This is a genomic window from Starkeya nomas, from assembly GCF_902703545.1.
Lineage (GTDB): Bacteria > Pseudomonadota > Alphaproteobacteria > Rhizobiales > Xanthobacteraceae > Ancylobacter > Ancylobacter moscoviensis.
Genome location: NZ_CACSAS010000001.1, coordinates 1,286,966 through 1,307,427, shown reverse-complemented (window position 1 = coordinate 1,307,427; position 20,462 = coordinate 1,286,966). Strand labels below are relative to the sequence as shown.

20 protein-coding genes and 2 tRNA genes are annotated in these 20,462 nt (G+C 67.0%); 7 read left to right on the top strand and 15 right to left on the bottom strand.

Annotated elements, in window-relative coordinates:
• Position 1: 1 nt before the first annotated feature.
• The 3 genes from pyrE to rpoZ all read right to left on the bottom strand — a co-directional run bounded on the left by pyrE (position 2) and on the right by rpoZ (position 3,437).
• Positions 2–595: an orotate phosphoribosyltransferase gene (gene pyrE / locus STARVERO_RS06320; protein ID WP_159598270.1), complete on the bottom strand. Its 594-nt coding sequence runs from the start codon at positions 593–595 to the stop codon at positions 2–4.
• Positions 596–680: 85 nt separating this feature from the next.
• Complete coding sequence (locus tag STARVERO_RS06315; RefSeq protein WP_144343592.1) at positions 681–2,882, bottom strand: RelA/SpoT family protein; 2,202 nt, start codon at positions 2,880–2,882, stop codon at positions 681–683.
• A 165-nt stretch (positions 2,883–3,047) separates the two neighbouring features.
• Entirely contained in the window at positions 3,048–3,437 is a 390-nt protein-coding gene (gene rpoZ, locus STARVERO_RS06310) for a DNA-directed RNA polymerase subunit omega (protein WP_144343593.1), read from the bottom strand.
• A gap of 266 nt (positions 3,438–3,703) precedes the next feature.
• Between rpoZ and STARVERO_RS06305 the strand changes: the two genes are divergently transcribed.
• Both STARVERO_RS06305 and STARVERO_RS06300 read left to right on the top strand, forming a co-directional pair.
• On the top strand, positions 3,704–4,327 hold the full coding sequence (locus STARVERO_RS06305; protein WP_144343724.1) for a LabA-like NYN domain-containing protein: 624 nt from the start codon (positions 3,704–3,706) through the stop codon (positions 4,325–4,327).
• On the top strand, positions 4,327–5,004 hold the full coding sequence (locus tag STARVERO_RS06300) for a uracil-DNA glycosylase (protein WP_200837711.1): 678 nt from the start codon (positions 4,327–4,329) through the stop codon (positions 5,002–5,004). Before STARVERO_RS06305 ends, STARVERO_RS06300 begins: the two co-directional genes overlap by 1 nt.
• Positions 5,005–5,016: 12 nt before the next feature.
• On the opposite strand, the gene epmA is transcribed toward STARVERO_RS06300, so the two are convergent.
• Entirely contained in the window at positions 5,017–6,060 is a 1,044-nt protein-coding gene (gene epmA / locus STARVERO_RS06295) for an EF-P lysine aminoacylase EpmA (RefSeq protein WP_159598269.1), read from the bottom strand.
• A 136-nt stretch (positions 6,061–6,196) separates the two neighbouring features.
• Here epmA and efp point away from each other — a divergent pair, with 136 nt between their 5' ends.
• The gene (gene efp / locus STARVERO_RS06290; protein WP_144343596.1) at positions 6,197–6,766 is read left to right on the top strand and encodes an elongation factor P; all 570 of its coding nucleotides are present in this window, start codon (positions 6,197–6,199) and stop codon (positions 6,764–6,766) included.
• 113 nt (positions 6,767–6,879) lie between these two features.
• On the opposite strand, the gene smpB is transcribed toward efp, so the two are convergent.
• Together smpB and dapA are read right to left on the bottom strand one after the other, a co-directional pair.
• Complete coding sequence (gene smpB, locus STARVERO_RS06285) at positions 6,880–7,353, bottom strand: SsrA-binding protein SmpB (protein ID WP_144343597.1); 474 nt, start codon at positions 7,351–7,353, stop codon at positions 6,880–6,882.
• Positions 7,354–7,392: 39 nt separating this feature from the next.
• Positions 7,393–8,283, bottom strand: coding sequence for a 4-hydroxy-tetrahydrodipicolinate synthase (dapA, locus tag STARVERO_RS06280; RefSeq protein ID WP_159598268.1), 891 nt, complete (start codon positions 8,281–8,283; stop codon positions 7,393–7,395).
• A 346-nt stretch (positions 8,284–8,629) separates the two neighbouring features.
• Between dapA and STARVERO_RS06275 the strand changes: the two genes are divergently transcribed.
• On the top strand, positions 8,630–10,903 hold the full coding sequence (locus STARVERO_RS06275; protein WP_159598267.1) for a lytic transglycosylase domain-containing protein: 2,274 nt from the start codon (positions 8,630–8,632) through the stop codon (positions 10,901–10,903).
• 130 nt (positions 10,904–11,033) lie between these two features.
• Here STARVERO_RS06275 and STARVERO_RS23345 read toward each other — a convergent pair whose 3' ends face one another.
• The 6 genes from STARVERO_RS23345 to STARVERO_RS06250 form a co-directional block, all read right to left on the bottom strand.
• Complete coding sequence (locus tag STARVERO_RS23345; RefSeq protein ID WP_200837709.1) at positions 11,034–11,171, bottom strand: hypothetical protein; 138 nt, start codon at positions 11,169–11,171, stop codon at positions 11,034–11,036.
• Positions 11,172–11,176: 5 nt separating this feature from the next.
• A complete protein-coding gene (locus STARVERO_RS06270; protein WP_244616622.1) occupies positions 11,177–13,282 on the bottom strand; it encodes an OmpA family protein in 2,106 nt (701 codons plus the stop codon).
• Positions 13,283–13,388: 106 nt separating this feature from the next.
• Positions 13,389–14,648: an aminopeptidase gene (locus STARVERO_RS06265; RefSeq protein WP_159598266.1), complete on the bottom strand. Its 1,260-nt coding sequence runs from the start codon at positions 14,646–14,648 to the stop codon at positions 13,389–13,391.
• Between the two features lie 172 nt (positions 14,649–14,820).
• On the bottom strand, positions 14,821–15,126 hold the full coding sequence (locus STARVERO_RS06260; protein ID WP_144343601.1) for a hypothetical protein: 306 nt from the start codon (positions 15,124–15,126) through the stop codon (positions 14,821–14,823).
• 130 nt (positions 15,127–15,256) lie between these two features.
• Positions 15,257–15,841 (bottom strand): nucleoside 2-deoxyribosyltransferase, encoded by a 585-nt coding sequence (locus STARVERO_RS06255; RefSeq protein WP_159598265.1) that lies wholly within the window; start codon positions 15,839–15,841, stop codon positions 15,257–15,259.
• Between the two features lie 87 nt (positions 15,842–15,928).
• Positions 15,929–17,422: an acetyl-CoA hydrolase/transferase family protein gene (locus tag STARVERO_RS06250; protein ID WP_144343603.1), complete on the bottom strand. Its 1,494-nt coding sequence runs from the start codon at positions 17,420–17,422 to the stop codon at positions 15,929–15,931.
• 342 nt (positions 17,423–17,764) lie between these two features.
• Here STARVERO_RS06250 and STARVERO_RS06245 point away from each other — a divergent pair.
• The 3 genes from STARVERO_RS06245 to STARVERO_RS06235 all read left to right on the top strand — a co-directional run bounded on the left by STARVERO_RS06245 (position 17,765) and on the right by STARVERO_RS06235 (position 18,297).
• A tRNA-Pro gene (locus tag STARVERO_RS06245) sits at positions 17,765–17,841 on the top strand.
• A 48-nt stretch (positions 17,842–17,889) separates the two neighbouring features.
• Entirely contained in the window at positions 17,890–18,195 is a 306-nt protein-coding gene (locus tag STARVERO_RS06240; protein WP_144343604.1) for an ETC complex I subunit, read from the top strand.
• Between the two features lie 25 nt (positions 18,196–18,220).
• Positions 18,221–18,297 (top strand) — tRNA-Arg (locus tag STARVERO_RS06235).
• 121 nt (positions 18,298–18,418) lie between these two features.
• On the opposite strand, the gene STARVERO_RS06230 is transcribed toward STARVERO_RS06235, so the two are convergent.
• The 3 genes from STARVERO_RS06230 to STARVERO_RS06220 all read right to left on the bottom strand — a co-directional run bounded on the left by STARVERO_RS06230 (position 18,419) and on the right by STARVERO_RS06220 (position 20,462).
• Entirely contained in the window at positions 18,419–18,931 is a 513-nt protein-coding gene (locus STARVERO_RS06230) for a DUF192 domain-containing protein (RefSeq protein WP_144343605.1), read from the bottom strand.
• Positions 18,932–18,958: 27 nt separating this feature from the next.
• Positions 18,959–19,561 (bottom strand): cold-shock protein, encoded by a 603-nt coding sequence (locus tag STARVERO_RS06225; RefSeq protein WP_144343606.1) that lies wholly within the window; start codon positions 19,559–19,561, stop codon positions 18,959–18,961.
• A gap of 133 nt (positions 19,562–19,694) precedes the next feature.
• Positions 19,695–20,462, bottom strand: coding sequence for an SIR2 family NAD-dependent protein deacylase (locus tag STARVERO_RS06220; protein WP_159598264.1), 768 nt, complete (start codon positions 20,460–20,462; stop codon positions 19,695–19,697).

The window sequence follows — 20,462 nt, the reverse complement described above, 5'->3', positions numbered from 1 at the left end:
GCTACGCCTTCGCGCCCTGGATGCCGCGGCTGCCGGGCTTCACCGGCGGCAGCGCCGCGAGTTCCGGCGGCAGGGCATCGGCCGGATAGGCGGGAATGTCGAGCTTGGCCAGCGAGACCAGCGGCACGCCGAGATCGGCCTTGCCGTTCGAGCGGTCGATCAGGCAGGCGGCACCCACGACGTTCTTCGTGTGCTCGGCGATGGCGGCGAGGCACTCGCGGGAGGAAAGACCCGTGGTCACGATGTCCTCGACCATCAACACCTTCGCCTCCTCAGGGATGGCGAAGCCGCGCCGCAGCTGGAACCGGCCGTCCTCGCGCTCGACGAACACCGCCTTGGCACCGAGATGGCGTGCCGTCTCGTAGCCCGGCACGATGCCGCCGACCGCCGGCGAGACGACGTAGTCGATCTTGCCGAAGGTGGCCTCGGCCTTCTGCGCCAGCGCCTTGCAGAGCCGCTCGGTGCGCACGGGATCCTGGAAGATGAACATCTTCTGGAGGAAGACGGGGCTGCGCAGGCCCGACGACAGAATGAAATGGCCCTCAAGCAGCGCACCGGCGGCACGGAATTCGGCCACGACCTCGTCTTGTGTCATCTGAATGCCCGGAAGTTTCTGAACGGTTGGGGTGATAGCCCATCCGCACTGCCGCGTCACGACCGATCCGCCCGGCGGGGCGGGTTCAGCCGTTGACGCGCTCGACGGATGAGACAACTTGGCGGGCCCTCAGATCGGCGATGATGCCATTGAGGTGGCGCAGATCGTAGACGCCGATGTCGATGACCATGCGCGTGAAATCCGCCGAGCGGGAGGACATGCGCAGATTCTCGATATTGCCGTCACGCTCGCCGATCACCTGCGCGATCTGCGCCAGCGAACCCGGCTCGTGGCTCGCCACCACGACGATCTGCACCGGGAAGCGCTGCGGGTCGTCCTCGTCCACATCCCAGCGCACGTCGAGCCAGCGTTCCGGCTCCTCCTCGAAGTCCTGTAGCGCGGGCGACTGGATCGGGTAGATGGTGATCCCCTCGCCCGGCGTCAGGATGCCGACGATACGGTCGCCCGGCACCGCGCCGCCATTCGGGGCGAAGCGCACCGGCAGCTCGCGGTTGATGCCGCGGATCGGGATGGCCGTCTTGGGATCGGGATCGCTCTCGATGCCAGGGATCTTGAACTTGAGGCTCTGGCCCTTCTCCAGCTCGAACCAGCCCTCCCCCTTGAGCGCGGCACGCTCCTCGGGGCGCGGGCCGGTCCATTCCGGGTAGATGGCCTTCACCACGTCGTCCGAGCGCATCTCGCCGCGCCCAACGGCGGCATAGACGTCCTCGGTCGAGGGGCGCGCCAGGCGGCCGATCGCGCTGGCGAGCTTTTCCTCGGAGAAGACCTTGCCGGCGCGCACCACGGCGCGCTCGACGATCTTCTTGCCGAGCCCGGCATATTGCGCGCGCACCGCCGCCCGGGTGGCGCGGCGGATCGCGGCGCGGGCCTTGCCGGTGACGACGATGGATTCCCATGCCGCCGGCGGTGTCTGGCCGGCCGCGGTGATGATTTCCACCTCGTCGCCGTTCTGCAGCTCGGAGACGAGCGGCGACACCTTGCCGTTGATCTTGGCGCCCACCGCCCGGTCGCCGACGCCGGTGTGGACGGCGTAGGCGAAGTCGATCGGCGTCGCCCGGCGCGGCAGGGTGATGAGACGCCCCTTGGGCGTGAAGCAGAAGACCTGGTCGTGGAACAGCTCGAGCTTCGTGTGCTCGAGGAACTCCTCCGGGCTCGACCCTTCCGCCAGAAGTTCGATGGTCCGCCGCAGCCATCCATAGGCGTTGGAGTCGCGGGTCAGCACGTCGGGGCCGCCATTGTCCTTGTAGAGCGCATGCGCCGCGATGCCGTACTCGGCGATCTCGTGCATCTGGCGGGTGCGGATCTGCAGTTCGACGCGCTGGCGGCCCGGGCCGACGACGGTCGTGTGGAGCGAGCGGTAGTCGTTCTGCTTCGGCGTCGAGATGTAGTCCTTGAAGCGGCCGGGCACGAGCGGCCACTTGGTGTGGACGACACCGAGCGCGGCGTAGCAGTCCTCGACTTTCTCCACGAGGATGCGGAAGCCGTAGATGTCGGAGAGCTGTTCGAAGGCGATCGATTTCTGCTCCATCTTCCGCCAGATCGAATAGGGCCGCTTCTCGCGTCCCCTCACGATGGCGGCGATGTCCTTGTGAGCGATGGCGTCCGAGAGCTCGCGCTCAATCGCCGCGACCAGCTCGCCGTTCTTCTCCTTCAGCGCCTGCAGGCGGCTGCGAATGGACTCATAGGCCTCCGGCGAAAGCTGGCGGAACGACAGGTCCTCCAGCTCCTCGCGCATGTCGTGCATGCCCATGCGTCCCGCGAGCGGCGCATAGATGTCGAGCGTCTCCTGCGCGACGCGCGAACGCTTCTCCTCCGGCACCCATTTCAGGGTGCGCATGTTGTGCAGCCGGTCCGCGAGCTTGACCAGCAGCACCCGCACATCGTCGGCGATGGCCAGCAGCAGCTTGCGCAGGTTCTCGGCCTGCTTGGCCTGCTTGGAGACGAGATCGAGCTTCTTGATCTTGGTGAGGCCCTCGACCAGCGCGCCGATCTGCGGGCTGAAGAGCCGGTCGATCTCCTCGCGGGTGGCGTCGGTATCCTCGATGGTGTCGTGCAGTAGGGCCGCGACGATAGTGGCGTCGTCGAGCTTCAGGTCTGTCAGGATGGCCGCGACTTCGAGCGGATGCGAGAAGTAGGGATCGCCCGAGGCGCGTTTCTGCGTGCCGTGGGCGCGCATTGCATAGACGTAAGCGCGGTCAAGCAGCGCTTCGTCGGTATTGGGATTGTACCGGCGCACGCGCTCGACGAGCTCGTACTGCCGCATCATGACAGGGACTCGCGAGAATGGTCGGCCGACAGGGCCGATCCGCTAGATATCATCCGCGGCGCCCGGCCGCGCAAGCCGCATGTCGCGGAAAAGGCAGGAGAACTCGGCTCCAGAACGCAAACGGCCCGGCACAGGGCCGGGCCGCTCGATCGGATCGATGGTCGATCAGCCTTCGTCGTCGTCGCTCGGCTCCGGCGGCACGAGACCCTGGAGACCGGCCAGCAGCTCTTCCTCGGTCATGCGGTCGAGCATGATGTCGGAATCGTCCGCGCCTTCCGAGCCGCCCGAAGCGATCATCGGAACGGTCTCGGGCTCCGGCTCGTCCACCTCGGTGAACTTCTGGAGCGAATGGATCAGCTCTTCCCGCAGGTCTTCCGGCGAAATCGTCTCGTCGGCGATCTCGCGCAGAGCCACAACGGGGTTCTTGTCGTTGTCGCGGTCGACCGTGATCGGCGAACCCGACGCGATCATCCGGGCGCGGTGGCCGGCAAGAAGAACGAGCTCGAAGCGATTGTCGACCTTGTCGATGCAGTCCTCGACGGTGACGCGAGCCATGCCTCGGCACTCCTGACGGTGTAAGGGAAGCGGCCTCCTTAAACCAATGCGGACGATGGAGCAAGCCTTGCGTGCGGCGGCGCATCAACCTGAGCGGCAAACGAGGCGGCGGCGGCTTTTCGCTGTCCACCACAAAACGCACGACGGTCCGCCGCTTCGTCTCGCGGGTGCCACAAATGGGCTATGTCTATGGCGGGGGAAGGCGGCGTGCTTCGCGGTGCGCCGCAACATGTTTCAACCCCTCTTGTCCCCGGGTATTGCCTCGTATGGTTCAGGGTATGGAAAAGATCGCGCTTTTCATTGACGGCGCCAACCTCTATTCAGCCACCAAGTCGCTCGGTTTTGATATTGATTACAAGCGTTTGCTAAAAGAATTTCAGGGCCGAGGCTACGTCCTGCGGGCCTTCTATTACACGACGTTGGTCGAGGATTCCGAGTACTCATCGATCCGCCCGCTGCTCGACTGGCTCGATTACAATGGCTATTCGGTCGTCACCAAGCCGGCGCGCGAATTCACCGACAGCCAGGGCCGCCGCCGCGTGCGGGGCAACATGGATATCGAGCTGGCGGTCAACGCCATGGAGCTCGCCTCCCATGTCGACCATATCGTGATCTTCTCCGGCGACGGCGACTTCCGCTCGCTGGTGGAGGCGATCCAGCGCAAGGGCGTCCGGGTCACCGTGGTCTCCAGCATCCACACCCAGCCGCCGATGATCGCCGACGAGTTGCGCCGGCAGGCGGACGTGTTCCTCGACCTCGTCGACCTCCAGTCCCGCGTCGGCCGCGACCCGGCGGATCGTTCCGGCCGCATGCAGGAGACGCCGCGCTTCCTGGAGCGCCGCGCGGCGCCGCCGGCGGCGGATGAAAACGACGAGATGTCGGATTCCTGATGAAAATGGCCGCCCCCGCGCGCGAACGGCTTGTCCCGGCCGAGGCCGAGCCGGACCGGGACTGCCCGCTCTGCCCGCGCCTTGTCGCCTTCCGCGAGCACTGGCGCGCGCAGGAGCCGTCCTGGCACAACGAGCCCGTGCCCTCTTTCGGCCCGGTCGACGGCCGGCTTCTCATCGTCGGGCTGGCGCCCGGCCTGCGCGGGGCCAACCGCACGGGACGGCCCTTCACCGGCGATTATGCCGGCGACCTGCTTTATTCGACGCTGATCCGCTTCGGTTTCGCCACCGGCACCTTCGAGGCGCGACCGGACGATTCGCTGCGGCTGGTCGATTCGCGCCTCACCAATGCCGTGCGCTGCGTGCCGCCGGAGAACAAGCCGACGACCGAGGAGATGCGCACCTGCCGCCCCTTCCTCGCGGCCACCATCGGCCTGCTGCCGCGGCTCAGCGCCATCGTGGCGCTGGGCAAGATCGCGCATGACCAGGTGCTGGCCGCCCATGGCGAGAAGCTCTCGCGGCACAAATTCGCCCATGGCGCGGTGCACCGGCTCGGCGAGGTGGTGCTTTTCGACAGCTACCACTGCTCCCGCTACAACACGAACACTGGCGTGCTGACGCCGGAGATGTTCCATGCCGTGTTCGCCAAGGTGCGCGCCCATATCGACGCGCTCGTCTGAGCGGCGGAGAACTCAGGGCGCCACGGGCGCCCAGAGCACGTCCTCGATCCGCCGCGCACCCGCTGCGAGCATCACGAGCCGGTCGAATCCCAGCGCGATGCCCGAGGCTTCCGGCATGACCGCCAGCGCGGCGAGGAAGTCCTCGTCGATCGGGTAGCTCTCGCCATAGATGCGCTCCTTCTCGTCCATCCACTGCACGAAGCGGCGGCGCTGCTCGGCGGCGTCGGTCAACTCGCCGAAGGCATTGGCGAGTTCGACGGCGCAGACATAGAGTTCGAAACGCTCGGCGACGCGCGGGTCGGTCGGCTTCGGCCGCGCCAGCGCCGCCTCCGAGATCGGGTACTCGCACAGGATGGTCGGCCGCCCAATGCCGAGATGCGGCTCGACCTTCTCGACCATGACCCGGGTGAAGACATCCGCCCAGCCGTCATCCGCCGCCACGCGGATGCCGCGCGCCTGCGCCGCGTGCCAGAGCGTGTCGCGGTCGTTACCGTCGGCACCGACGCTTGCCATCAGATCGATGCCAGCGAAACGGTCGAAGGCTTCCGCCACGGTCAGCCGCTCCGGGGCCTCGCCGACATCGCAGACATGTCCGCCGAAATGGAACTCCCGCGCGCCGACCGCTTCGGCGGTGATCGCCAGCAGGGTCGTGCAGTCACGCATCAGCGCCTCATAGCCCTCACGAGCGCGATACCATTCCAGCAGGGTGAATTCGGGATGATGCAGCGCCGTACGCTCGCCGTTGCGGAATACGCGAGCGAAAGTGAAAAGCCGCCGCTCGCCCGCCGCCAGCAGCTTCTTGGCGGTGAATTCCGGCGAGGTGTGTAGATAGCGCGGCGCGCGCGCCCCGTCCGGCCCCTCAAGTTCCGTGGCGAAGGCTTTCAGATGCGTCTCGTTGCCCGGCGAGACCTGCAGGATCGGTGTTTCCACCTCGACAAAGTCGCGTGCAGTGAAGAACGCGCGCAGCGCGCCCTGGATTCGCTGGCGGGCCAGCAGGAACGGGCGCCGGTCGGCGTGGCGCTCGGGCGACCACCAGGGAGAGGCGGAAAGGGACATTGGCGATCCTCCGACAGTTCTCTTCGGTTGGCGCGGGTGGGGTTGGCGGATGGCGGGGGCGCTTGTATAGGAGGCGCCCAACGGAATCCCACGGTGCCCCGCGCGATGTGGCGCACCCAACAGCCAGAGGACCGCAATGGTCAAGGTCATCGCCAGCACGCTGCGCAAGGGCAACGTGGTCGATATCGACGGCAGGCTCTATGTCGTGCTCACCGCCGACAACATTCATCCCGGCAAAGGCACGCCGGTCACGCAGCTCGACATGCGCCGCATCTCCGACGGCACGAAAATCTCGGAGCGCTACCGCACGACCGAGCAGGTCGAGCGCGCCCATGTCGAGGACCGTCCCTTCACTTTCCTCTATTCGGACGGTGAAGGCTATCACTTCATGAACCCCGAGACTTATGATCAGGTCGCGGTGCAGCCGGACGTGATCGGCGACCAGGCGGCCTATCTGCAGGAAAGCATGCAGGTCATGCTTTCCGTCCACGAGGGCAACGCCATCGCCATCGAGCTGCCCCAGCGCGTGGTGCTCGAAGTGGTCGATACCGAGCCCGTCGTGAAGGGCCAGACTGCCTCCTCCTCCTACAAGCCGGCGGTGCTGTCCAACGGCGTGCGTTCGGCAGTACCGCCGCATGTCGGCATCGGTACCCGCATCGTGGTGATGACCGCCGACGGCTCCTATGTCGAGCGCGCCAAAGACTGAGGCTGGTCTCCGACATTTCGAATCAAAAAGCCCGGCCAAGTGCCGGGCTTTTCTTTTGAATTCGGCGTTTTGGGTAGCGCCATGGTCGGGACGACGGCGAGATCGGGCACCCTCTATCCCCGGTCGCGCATCAGCCGCTGCTTGTCGCGCGCCCAGTCCTTCTCCTTGAGCGCCTCGCGCTTGTCGTGCGCCTTGCGGCCGCGGGCGATGGCGAGCTCGACCTTGGCGCGGCCCTGCTCGTTGAAATAGATGCGCAGCGGCACCACGGTCATGCCCTCGCGCTCCACCGCCTGCCAGAGCTTGGCGATCTCACGCTTGTGCATCAGCAGCTTGCGCGGCCGGCGCGGCTCGTGGTTGAAGCGGTTCGCCTGCAGATATTCCGGGATGAAGGAATTGTAGAGGATGGCCTCGCCGGTCTTCGCCGAGACATAGCTCTCGGCCACCGTCGCCTTGCCGCCGCGCAGGCTCTTCACCTCCGTGCCGGAGAGCGCGATGCCGGCCTCGAACACCTCACCGATGTCGTAGTCGAACCGTGCCCGCCGATTGTCGGCGACGACCTTGCGTGTCTGTGATTTTTTCTCGGCCATCGCTGTTGCTCCGAACCGGAGCGAACGCCCCGATCTAGGTCAGTTGAGCAGTCCGGCGTGGCGCATGGCCGCGCGGACGGTTTCCTTGGTCTTGTCGGTGACGGGCACCATGGGCAGGCGCGCCTCGTCAGCGATCTTGCCGAGGACGCTCAGCGCATATTTGGTGGGGCTCGGGTTGGTTTCAACGAACAGCGCCTGGAACAGCGGGAACAGGCGATCCTGCAGCTCCAGCGCCTTGCTGTAGTCGCCGGCGATGCAGGCGTTCATCAGGTCGGAGCAGAGGCGCGGGGCCACGTTGGAGGCGACCGAGATGCATCCGTCGCCGCCATGGGCCATGAAAGCCAGCGCCGTGGCATCCTCGCCGGAGAGCTGGTTGAAGCTCGGCCCCATCGCCTGACGCTGCATGCTGACGCGGGCGAGATTGGCGGTCGCGTCCTTCACGCCGGCAATGTTCTTCAGCTCGGACAGCCGGGCCATCGTCTCCACCGACATGTCGACCACCGACCGGCCGGGGATGTTGTAGATGTAGATCGGAATGCCGATCGCATCGTTGATGGCCTTGTAGTGCTGGTACAGGCCCTCCTGCCCCGGCTTGTTGTAGTAGGGCGTGACGACGAGCACCGCGTCGGCGCCGGCCTTCTCGGCATGGCGCGCGAGGTCGATGGCCTCGATGGTGTTGTTCGAGCCGGCGCCGGCGATCACGGGCACGCGGCCGCGCGCCTGCTCGACGGTCCATTCGACCACGAGCTTGTGCTCGTCATGCGAGACCGTCGGGCTTTCGCCCGTCGTGCCAACGGGCACGAGGCCGTGGATGCCTTCCTCGATCTGCCAGTCGACGAGGTCCCGGAACGCTTTCTCGTCCAGCGCGCCGTCGCGGAACGGCGTCACGAGCGCCGTAAAGGATCCACGGAAGGGCAGCGAATGGGGCATGGAGCGCTCCTGAAGCTTTTCTCGTCGTTCTCGCGCGCCATAACCGGCATGGCGCAGCAAAGGGGCCATCAGATATCGCGTCGGCGGCGCCGAAGAAAGAACATTGTTGGCGCACCGACCCGCGGCGCCTTGGCAGAGCCGGCCGGGTGCGGCACCCTGCCCCGGTTTCGCCGGGTTGATCGCCTATTGGCCAAGACAAGCGCAGCGGTTGAGTATAGGTTGAGCGCAAGCGTGGGGTTGTGGTTAGCAATTCGTCAATAAGATCGCGGGACAACAGATAGGTATGGTCCTGCCTGCACCGTCGCAGGATCACACGTCGTCTGTTGGGCGGGAAATGCGAGAACCCATGAGCGAGTCCGAGAACGAATATGCGGTCCAGCGTCGCCGGACGGGCGGACTGATTCTGCCGGTCGCCGCCGCATTGCTGCTGGGCTCCGCCTCGCTCCTGACACCCGTCGCTTCCTCCGTCGTCCACGCGACGCCGGTGCCGACACCGGCTCCCAAGCCCGGCGCAAAGCCGGTGGCGAAGCCTTCGACCGCCAGCAAGGACAAGGCGAGCGGCAAGACCGCGGCCGCCAAGCCGGCGCCGAAGCCGAGCGCCAAGCCGACGGCCGTCGCGACACCTGCGGCGAAGCCCACCATCACGCCCTCCCCCAAGCTCACGGCCGCTTCTGCCGCCTCCGCCGGTGCGGCGAGCCTGATGCCGACGCGCGTGCTGGGCGGTGCGTCCGGTGATCTCCAGCAGGCGGTGAGTCTGGTGGAGAAGGGGCAATCCGCCCAGGCGCTGGCCATGGCCGATTCCATGCGCGATCCCGGTGCCCAGGCGCTCGTGCGCTGGCTGGCGCTGCGCGTTACCGCGCGTGACGTCGGCTTCGACCGGGCCGTCGCCATCCTGCGCGCCCACCCCACCCTGCCGACGCCCGTCGTGCTGCGCCGCCGACTCGAATATCTGCTCTACGTCGAGAACAAGGATCCGCAGACGATCCTCGGCTTCTTCGCCGAGCAGGCGCCCTATTCCGGCGAGGGCAAGATCGCGCTCGCCCGCGCGCTGTTCGCCGCCGGCGACCAGAAGGCCGGCGCGGCGTGGCTGCGCAATGCCTGGCAGGAGGATCCTCTGTCCGCCGACACCGAATCGACGGTGATGGTGGAGTTCGGCGGACTGCTGACGCGCGGCGACCACAAGCGCCGGGCCGACAAGCTGCTCTATGCCGAGGATGCCGAACGTGGCCTGCGCGCCGCACAGCGGGCCGGCGACGACGTGGTCGCCCTCGCTCGTGCCCGCATCGCGCTGGCTTCTGGCAAGGGCGACGTCGCCAAGGCCCTCGCCTCCGTGCCGATGTCGCTGCGCTCCGACCCGGCCTATCTCTATACGCTCGCCAAGGTGCAGCGCCGCAAGGACGACCACGCGGGTGCGGCGCGCACGCTGGCCAGCGCGCCGAAGGACGCCGATGTTCTGGTCGATCCGGATGAGTGGTGGATCGAGCGCCGTCTCGTCGCTCGCGGCCTGCTCGACAAAGGCGATGCCCGCGGCGCCTACAAGGTCGCCCGCGACGCGGCGGTGCCGGACGACGAGCATCTGCGCGCCGAGCAGCAGTTCACTTCTGGCTGGATCGCGCTGCGCTTCCTCAACGATCCGAAGACCGCGCTCCAGCATTTCTCCAAGATCCCCGAGCGGCAGACCCACCCGGCGACCGTTTCGCGCGGCTATTACTGGCAGGGCCGCGCGCTCGAGGCGATGGGGTCCACCGCCAATGCCCGGGCGCAGTACGCCGCCGCGGCCGAATACGGCACGGCCTATTACGGCCAGCTTGCCAGCGCGCGGCTGGGCAATTCCCGTGTGCGGATCAACGCCGCGCCGGCCGCCTCGGCCGCCCAGCGTACCGCCTTCTCGCGCGATGAAGGCGTGATGATCTTCAAGCTGCTGGACCGGCTGGACAAGTCGGCGCTGTCGCTCGCCCTCGCCTACGACCTCGCCGAGCGTCTGCCGGATTCCGCCCAGCTCGGCCTGCTGGCCGAACTCGCCAAGCAGCAGGGCGACGCTCGCGCGATGACGACGATCGGCAAGGTCGCGCTCAATCGCGGCATTCCGCTGGAAGCGGAGGCCTATCCCACCATCGGCATCCCGAACTACCAGCCGATCACCACCGACGTGGACCGGTCGCTGGTCTATGCTATCGCCCGGCAGGAAAGCATGTTCAACCCGTCGGCGGTTTCGCGGGCGGGCGCGACGGGCCTTATGCAGGTCATGCCGGCGACCGGACGCACCATCGCCCAGCGCACCGGCGCCACCTACGATCCCAAGCGGCTGAGCCACCCGACGGTCAACGTCCAGTTCGGCGCCGCCGAGCTGCGCAGCCTGCTGGACAACTACCAGAACAACTACGTGCTGACCTTCGCCGGCTACAATGCCGGACGGGGCAATGTCTCCAAGTGGATCGCCCAGTATGGCGACCCGCGTGACCCCTCGGTCGATCCCATCGACTGGGTGGAGCGCATCCCCTTCTCCGAGACGCGCAATTACGTTCAGCGCGTGATGGAGAACGCTCAGGTCTACAAGTCGCGCTTCGGAACGCGCGACACCCTGCAGATCGAAGCCGACCTGCGCGGCTCCCGCTTCTGAGGCGGGACCGATAGATAGGGTAATCAGCCGGCGCGACGCTGCGTGATTACACGTCGGAGCCAGCAGCCGCTGATACAGCCGACAAGATAGGCCGCCATCAGCAGAATGGTGACGTCGATGGCGAAGGAGGTCACGATACCGCCTCCTCTGCCTCGACGGGTGTCGTCTTGCGCCGCGCCGGTTTGCAGCCGCCGAACCATCCGGTAACGAGCCCGATGGCGAGTGCGCCGAGGAGATAGGGCCACAATTCGAGCGCCAGGAACCACATCGGCGTCACCTCACGATCAGCTGGATGCCGGGCTCGCCGATACGGCCCGGTACGGTGGCCTGCGCGGCAAGCGCCGGGCGCTCCCCGGTGGCGAGGCGGTCCGGCGCGATACCGGCACCCGCCAGATACTTGGTTACCGACTGCGCCCGTCCCGCCGCCAGCACCGCGCTGGCTTGCGGCTGCCGGACGGCGATCTCGATCATCGAGTCCGGGCAACTGGCCGCGACGGATGCCACATGGTCGAGCAGCCCGTAACTCGCCGGATCGATACGCGTGCCGTCATCGAGAAAGGCGATGGTGCCTTTCTCCAGCAACTCGTCGATCGCCTTCTGGCAGGCGGCACGGTCGACCATCGGGTGTGGCGCCGCCACCTCAAGACCGACATCGAGCGAGAAGCCCGAGGGAAGCGCCGAAGCCAGCGTCGAACGAATCGACGCCACAGCCGCCGGATAGAGGGCCGCGCCGGTCACTCGCAGCCTGCCGTCATCGAAGCGGGCCTCACCCGTCTCCAGACGCGAGAGCTGGCGCATGGCGGCCATCGCGGCGGCCGTGAAGCCCTGAGGCGCGCCCTGCGCCACGGCCGAGACGTCGTTCACCGGCGCCCCGAGGAACTGTGCCTTTGCCGCGGCGACTAGCCGTTCGTGCTCGGTCGGCGACGGGAAGAAGCCGGAGATCGTCAGCCCATCGGCATCCTTGCGCAGGCTGAAGACATAGGGCGAGACCACTGGGGGGCGCACATCCGCCCGTAGCGTGAAGCCACGCGGCGGTGATTGCGCGAGTGCGGCGAGCACCGTGTTGAAAGCGGCCGAATCCTGCGCCTCGCCGGAAACCGAGAGCGTGGTGCCGTCGCCGCGCACCGCCCCGGTCAGCAGTTTCGAGAGCTGGTCGATGCCGAAGGCCGTCGCGGTGACCCAGGCTTCGGCCGCCGGGCCGCCCGAGGCGATCCGCATTTCGTCGCTCAAAGGCACGCCGGGCAGGTCGCCGCGTACCGCATCGAGCACGAGGCGCTTGGCGTCCTCGGAAGGCGCGTAGCCGGTCAGGCGCACGCCGTTGGCGTTGCGCTGAACGCTCCAGATAAACGGGTTGGCGGTCGGCGGCTCCACGGCGAATCGCGTCAGCGTGTAGCCTTCCGGCACGCTGCGGCGCGCACCGGCAAGCGCGTCATAGGCCGCGAAATCCGGCGCGCTACCCTCCACCGAGATGGTGGTGCCCGAGAGCGAGACCTTGCCGTTCGGCAGCCGCCCGAGCTGGCCGAGGGCGAAGGACACGGCCTTCAGCCAGCCCTCGGTCTGCGGCGCCCCGTCGGCCAGCCGCAGCCGGTCGGAGATCGCCGCGCCCGGCACCGCCGCGCGGACCATGTCGAGCAGGGAGCGACGCGCATCGCCGAGCGGGATGTAGCCAGACAGCGTCACGCCATCCGGCTCGCGCGAGGCCGACCAAACGAAGGGCGACACCGCCGGCGGCAACACCGCGAAGCGCGCCAGCTTGAAGTCGCCGGGCAGTTCGCTGCGCACCGTCACCTCGAGCGCGTCATAGGTCGTGAAGTCGGGCGCGCGCCCCTCGATCGAGAAGGCATCGTCGGAGATCGTGATGCGCCCGGACGGCATCTTGGCCAGTTGCCGGATGCCGAAGGCGACGACGCCGATGAAGTCGCCGGCCGGCACGCCACGGGCACGCACCAGCTCCTGATCGCCGCTCACCACGACGCCGGGCGCCATCTCGGCGGCGGCTTCGGCAATGCGGCGGCGGGCGTAGTTGGAAGGCACATAGCCTTCCAGATGCAGCTTGTTGCCGTCGCGGATGGCGCCGAAGGTGAACGGCCGGCGCTCGGGCAGCAGCGTCGTGCGATCCTCGACCAGACGCACGCCGGAAAGGCGACCGAGCTCGGCGCGCACCTTGATCCGCGCCTCCTCGGACAGCGCCTCGCCTTCGAGCACCGCGCTGCGCCCCTCAAAGCGCGCATGCGCCCAGGATTCGCCGATTTCGGACAGCAGCGCCTCGGCCCGGCTCGTCAGGTCATGCTCCACCGGAGCCCGGCCGAAGAAAATGGCGGCAGCGGCCAGCACGGCAAGGGCCGGCAGCCCCTTCCACCAGGCGCGCCAACGACACATCAGTCTGCCCTCCCGTCCGATGGCCGGATTCGACCGGCCACGAGGCGGCGCGACTTCATCATAGTTCGGCGGCATCAGGAAGCCGCCCGTTCCTGCCGGCGAACCATCAGGCCCATTCGCCCTTGCGCATCACCGGTTCGGCCTCACCGGACGCGGTGATGCCGTCGACGTCCACCTCGCCGGAACCGATCATCCAGTCGATATGGATCAGGCTTGAATTCGCGCCGCGGGCCGCGAGTTCCTCCGGGGTGAGCGACGAGCCGTTGATGAAGCACTTGCTGTAGGACTGGCCGAGCGCGATATGGCTGGCGGCGTTCTCGTCATACAGCGTGTTGTAGAACAGCAGGCCGCTCTTCGAGATCGGCGAGGAATGAGGCACCAGCGCCACCTCGCCCAGCCGGCGCGAGCCCTCGTCGGTATCGAGCACCTTGTTCAGCACATCGGCACCAGTGCGGGCCGTCGCCTCGACGATTCGGCCGCCCTCGAACTTCACCGCGATGTCCTGGATCAGCGTGCCCTGGTAGGAGAGCGGCTTGGTGCTCGTCACATAGCCGTGCACCCGGTCCTTGTGCGGGGTGGTGAACACCTCCTCGGTCGGGATGTTGGCATTGCAGACAATGCCGTTCTTGGCCGTCGAGGCCCCACCCGCCCATTCATGCTCGTCGGCGAGACCGACCGTGAGGTCAGTGCCGGGGCCGCGGAAACGCAACGCGGCATAGCGCCGGCCGTTGAGCCGGGCGGTGCTCGCCTGCAGCTCACGATTATGCGCCTCCCATGCGGCCACGGGATCGAGCGTGTCGACGCGCGAGGCGGCGAAGATGGCGTGCCAGAGCTTGGCGACCGCGATGTCCTCCGGGTCGCCCGGGAACATGGCCTTCGCCCAGGCGGGCGATGCGTAGGAGACGATCGTCCAGTTGATGTCAAAGCCCGCGATCAGCGAGAGCGCCGGCATATATGCCTTCGACCGGGCACGGTTCGCTCGCGAGACCTTCTCGGGATCCTCATGGGCGAGCAGCGAGGGATTCTCGCCGGAGATGGCAAGGCGCGCCGCACCGGACTTGAAAGCATTGGCCATGCCCTCATAGAGCCAGCCGGAGGCCGCGTCGAAGCTGTCGTCCGGCGCGTTGCGGAAGCGCATGAGGGTCGTCTCCTCGTCGCTGAACAGCGTCGTGACGAGGCTCGCGCCGGCCTTGTAGGCATGCTCGGTGATGCGCCGCACCAGCGGCAAGGCGTCGATCGAGGCGGTGATCACCAGTTCCTGCCCCGGACGCAGCCCGAGACCGACATGCACCGCCACCTGCCCCAACCGGTCCAGCCTCTCCTCATGGGAAGACGTGTCGAGGGGAAACCCGGCGTGCTTGGTCATGTCTGTCTCCGAATGCTTGGCGTCGATCATCGCCATCCCGCGCCGCGTTCGGCGCCGGTCCGCAGCCGTCATTCAAGAGACCCGGGGCACCGCGCGTCAAGGTCGACACGATGCACGACGAAAAGGGCGGGCCGATGGCCCGCCCTTCACGAAGGTGCTGAGCGAAGCGGCATCAACGGCTGCTGCGCTCGTTGATACGCTCCTGATTGATGATGGCCTGATCGCCGGGCATGTACCAGGGATCGGCGTAGCTCGGCTCATAGCCGTAGCTCGGACCCAGCGGCGCGGTCCGCATATAGCGATTGCCATAGACCACGACGCCGCGCGGCTCGGCCATGTAGACGTTGCGCCCCTCATAGACGGGGCCGCGATAGACCGGCCCGCCATACATCGGTTCGCGATATTGCGCCGTCGCGGTCGCCACGCCGGCGGCGGTGAGGATGCCGAGAGTGGCGGTAGCAAGAATCAGCTTGCGCATGATGTGTCTCCGTCTGTCACTCACGAGGCGGCAGGCAAGAAAATGCCCGCCGGTTCATGGGCAACAACGACGTCGGCGCGCTTAGGGTTCCGGTCACGACTTGTTGTGGTGGCGTCGCAGGCTCGAGCGGCTACCAGCCGACGATGCGGTTGACGATGGCGCCAGCGGCAAGCGCCGCCGCAAGACTGACGACGAGAGCGACGGCTACCGCCGCCCGCGTCATGCGCTGGAGCTGGCGATTCTTCACCGCGAATCCCAGCGCTCCCACGGCCTCGGCGATCGCTTCTTCCGCGCTGGCCCGGACCGGGCGGCCATTGGGTACGATCATCAGGTTCTCCGGCCTGCCGAAGTCCTCGATCAGATGTCCGTCACTGTCGCGCCCGTCGGGATTCGGCGGCATCCGCTCGGTCAGCGGGCGTGGATCGTCCGACCACAGGAAGGTCGGTTTGCCCCGCGCTTCCGCGTAGCCGATCTCGAACGCGGTGCCCGGATCCATGTGGACGCCGCGAAAGGGCGAGATGTTGGCGACCAGGGCATCGGCCGCGTCGATCATGTCGATGCAGGCCTGACGGATGTCCACGCCCTCGGCATGGAGTGGAAACAGCCCCTCCGCCCCCGCGGCCTCGCACAGCGCCACGAGCCGCACACCCTCCTCGGCGGCGTCGGCACGGAACACTTCGGGTCCGGCGAGGTAGAGGCGAAGGCGTGCGGGCATGAGCTAAGGATTCGCGCGTCGGGGACAGGCGGCAGAGTTAGCCTTCCTGCCCCAAGGGGCGCAACAGCGTGAGCCGCTCGCCGGGAATCAGCCGGCGAGCATCGTCCCGCGCTCGCGCAGCCGCGCGTGCCAGCTCAGTGCTTCCTCGATCACGTGCGGAGTATGTCCGCCGCGCGCCAGTGCTCGCTGGAAATAGTCCGACAGCGCATCCCGATAGCTCGGGTGCACGCAGTTGGCGATGATGACCGCTGCCCGCTCCCGCGGCGCCAGTCCGCGCAGGTCCGCCAGTCCCTGCTCGGTTACTACCACGTCGACGTCATGCTCGTTGTGATCGACATGGCCGACCATCGGGACCACGCTGGAGATCGCGCCGTTCTTGGCGATCGACTTGGTAACGAAGACGGAGAGGTAGGCGTTGCGGGCAAAATCACCGGAACCGCCAATACCGTTCATCATGTGGGTGCCGCCCACGTGGGTGGAGTTGATGTTGCCGTAGATGTCGAACTCCAGCGCCGTGTTGATGGCGATGACTCCGAGGCGGCGGATCACTTCCGGATGGTTGCTGATCTCCTGCGGGCGCAGGATGAGTTTCGGCTTGTAGCGGGCGAGATCCGGCAGCACTTCCTGATATTTGGCCTGCGACAGGGTGATCGACGAGCCGGACGCGAAGTCCATCTTCCCCGCGTCGAAAAGGTCGAAGGTCGAATCCTGCAGCACCTCGGAATACATGGTGAGATTGTGGAACGGGCTCTCGATCAGCCCGTGCATCACCGCATTCGCGATGGTGCCGATGCCCGCCTGCAGCGGCTGGAGCGTGTTCGTCAGCCGGCCGAGCTTCACCTCGCGCTTCAGCAGGTCGGTCAGGTGCCAGGCAATGGCCTTTGTCTCCTCATCCGGCGGCAGCACGGTGGAGGACGAATCGAGCTTCGAGGTGACGACGATAGCCGCGATCTTCTCCGGATCGACCGGGATGAACGGCAGCCCGACGCGATTCTCCGGCGCCACGACCGGAATGGGATGGCGCACCGGCCGGCGGGTCGGGATGTAGATGTCGTGCAGCCCTTCCAGCAATAGCGGCTGGGAGAGGTTGATCTCGACGATCACCTTCTTGGCCAGGATGGCGAAGCTCGCCGAATTGCCCACCGAGGTCGTAGGGATGATGCCGCCCTGCTCGGTGATCGCCACCGCCTCGATCACCGCCACGTCGACCGGGCCGAGCTGCTGCGTGCGCAGCAGTTCCACCGTCTCGGACAGATGCTGGTCGACGAACATCACCTCGCCGGCATTGATCGCCTTGCGGAGCGCCGGATCCGACTGGAACGGGATGCGGCGGGAAAGCACGTGAGCCTCGGCGAGTTGCTTGTCGAGGTCGTTGCCGAGCGAGGCGCCGGTGATGAGGGTGATCTTGAGCGGCTCGGTCTTCGCCCGCTGGGCCAGCGCCATCGGCACGGCCTTGGCCTCTCCTGCGCGGGTAAAGCCGCTCATGCCGACCGTCATGCCGTCGCGTATGTGCGAAGCCGCTTCTTCCGCGCTGACGACCTTGGCGAGAAGCGACGGCTGGCGGATACGCTCACGATGCATGACGGAAACCTTCCGTTTCGGAAAAACGACGTTCCGATAGCGCGCAGCCGCCTTGGCCGCGATTCGACTTTGGTGCCCCTCTCCACCCTGTCATGCGCGCGACGCAGGGCTCGCACCGGCCCGCTCCGGCGCGATCATTGGGGAAAGAGGCAGCAGGCGATCGCCTCATGGATCATCGTCCAGCCTACGACATGGCGAGGACGCGGGGCCCATCTTCTCCCGGGCTCGTGACGCCACTCCGGCACCGCTCTTGCCGCCGGCAGCGATTCTGTGCCATTTCATCGCCGCTGTAGCAGGCGTGCAGATTTCCAGAATCGAACATCTGTAACGTTTACACGGCGTCGGGGCATAGCGCAGCCCGGTAGCGCGGAAGTTTTGGGTACTTCAGGTCGCAGGTTCGAATCCTGCTGCCCCGACCATTCGGACGTGCGAAGCTGAGCGGCCCGTGGGGCGAGGGAGCGAAGGAAATGGTGGCACGCATCTACAAGCCGGCGCGCAACGCCATGCAGTCCGGTACGGCGAAGACCAAGCTCTGGGTGCTCGACTACGAGCCCGAACAGCCGCGCCAGGTCGAGCCGCTCATGGGCTACACCAGTTCCGGCGACATGAAGAGCCAGCTTCGCCTGCGTTTCGACACCAAGGAAGAGGCGATCGCCTACGCGGAGCGCCATGGCATCGCCTATCAGGTGCAGGAGCCCCAGGAGCCGATCCGGCGCCGCATCGCCTATGCCGACAATTTCAGCTTCCGCCGCGTCGGCCAGTGGACCCACTGACACGCGTCTGTTGCCGGTGGAGCGGGGCCGCGTAGCTCAGCTGGATAGAGCAGCCGCCTTCTAAGCGGCAGGTCGCTGGTTCGAGCCCAGCCGCGGTCGCCACTGCCTGCCTATATCACGACATGATCGCTCGTTTGCGCGCCGGGACCTGCGCCGACACGTTCCCGTCGAAGCCCGCCAGTGGAAGGTCCTGGATACCCCCTGGGCGCTGTGACGACTTCGGTTAGCCTCCGGCGAACAATCGATGTTCGATACGGTCGCCGACGGCGATGCCCCGTGCTTTCGCCGTGCCCGCTGGCAGTTCCAGCACTGCCCGCACCGGCGCGCCGGAGGAAATCGTGGCCGTCGAGAGGGGGACGGTGTTTGCCGCGATGCTGGCCACACGGCCATCGGAACGGATGAACACCATGTCGAGCGGTAAGTAGGTGTTCTTCATCCACATATAGACCGGCTGATCGACCCCGAAGTCGAACAGCATGCCGGCGTTCGGGGCCAGTTCGGTGCGATACATCAGACCTTTGGACCGCTCGGCCGGCGTCACGGCGAGCTCGACCTCGAAGACCACCGGCCCCGCCTTGGTCGAGACGGTCAGCTTCTCGAAGCTGGCCGCCTGGGCGGACAACAGGGCGGCGAACAGCAACGTGACGGCGGCAAGGCCCGCCACGCACTGCCGGAGAAGGCCGGCATGCGGGAACACGGCGGCGCGTGCGCCAGCCACGGAACGGGCGATGATCATGCGGTCAATGGCGCGGCGAGCGCTTCCCTAGTGAGACGACGGCGTGGCGGCACCATCCGGCCGCACTTCGGCAGCCATAAGGCCTTTCGGCCCCGGCCCGAAACGCACCAGCACCATCTGGCCCGGCCGCAGCTCGGTCAGCCCATGGCGGCGCAGCGTTTCCATATGGACGAAGATGTCCTCGGTCCCCTCGCCGCGCGAGAGGAAGCCGAAGCCCCGCAGCCGGTTGAACCATTTCACCCAGGCGCGCTCGAAGCCGCCGACCGGCTGCACCGTCACATGGGTGCGCGCCTGCGGCAGCTGCGAATGATGAAGGGCGGTCGACTCGTCCATGGACAGCACGCGCAGCGCCTGGAAGCCGCGCTCGCGCGCCACCGCCTCGCACACCACCCGCGCGCCTTCCTGCGCCGTGTTGAAGCCGCCGCGCCGCAGGCAGGTCACGTGCAGCAGCACATCGCCGCTACCGTCATCCGGCACGACGAAGCCATACCCCTTGGAGACGTCGAACCATTTGATGGTACCGGCGATCTGGACGAGGCCGCCATCGGCACGATCGGCGACATCGGCGTCCTGGTCGAGCGCGTTCCGCGAGACCAGTCCCGTCCGTGGCAGAGAACCGTCCGATACCATCGGCTGTCTACCTCCAGGAACGCTTCGCTCCGCACCAATGGCAGAGACTTATGATTCTGACTGGCCGAGCATAGCATCCGATTCCGCCACGAAAACACCCAAATTGATTCGGGTGCGCGATTAGCCGCGGCGATCAGGACGTGGTCGCCGCCTCGAACACGTCGCCTATGTCTGCATGGATCACGAGATCGGCCATGTCGTCGAACTCGGTCGGCTCGCGGTTGATGATCACCAGCCGGGCACCGTTGCGCTTGGCCTGAACGGGAAAGCCCGCCGCCGGCCACACCACCAGAGATGAGCCGATGGCGAGGAAGACGTCGCATGCGGCGGTCAGCTCGCCCGCGCGCGTCATCGCTTCGCCCGGCATGGGCTGGCCGAAGGAGACGGTGGCGGTCTTGATCGGCCCGCCGCAATCGAGGCAGTCCGGCGCCGTCTGCGCCCGCGCCTCGAAGCGCTCCCGCACCCAGCCGAGCTCGTAGCGCTCGCCGCAGTCGAGGCAGGTCGCATAGGTGCTGTTGCCGTGCAGTTCGACGAGACGGTCGTCCGGCACGCCGGAGGCCTGATGCAGCCCGTCGATGTTCTGGGTGACGATGCCGGCCAGCCTGCCCTCTTCCAGAAGCCGGGCGAGCGCCCGGTGGCCGCGCCCCGGCGTGGCGCCGCCAAAGGCGACCTCCATCGCGAAGCGCCGGCGCCACGCTTCGTTGCGCATCTCGCGGCTGGTCAGGAACGCCTCGAAATCGATCGGGCGATTGCGCGTCCACAGGCCGCCGGGCGAACGGAAATCGGGAATGCCGCACTCGGTCGAGATGCCCGCACCGGTGAAGGCGACACCCCGCCGCATGCCGGCGAGAATGTCCGTCAGATCGACACACGCCGCCTTGATGTCATCGTCCATCGTCAT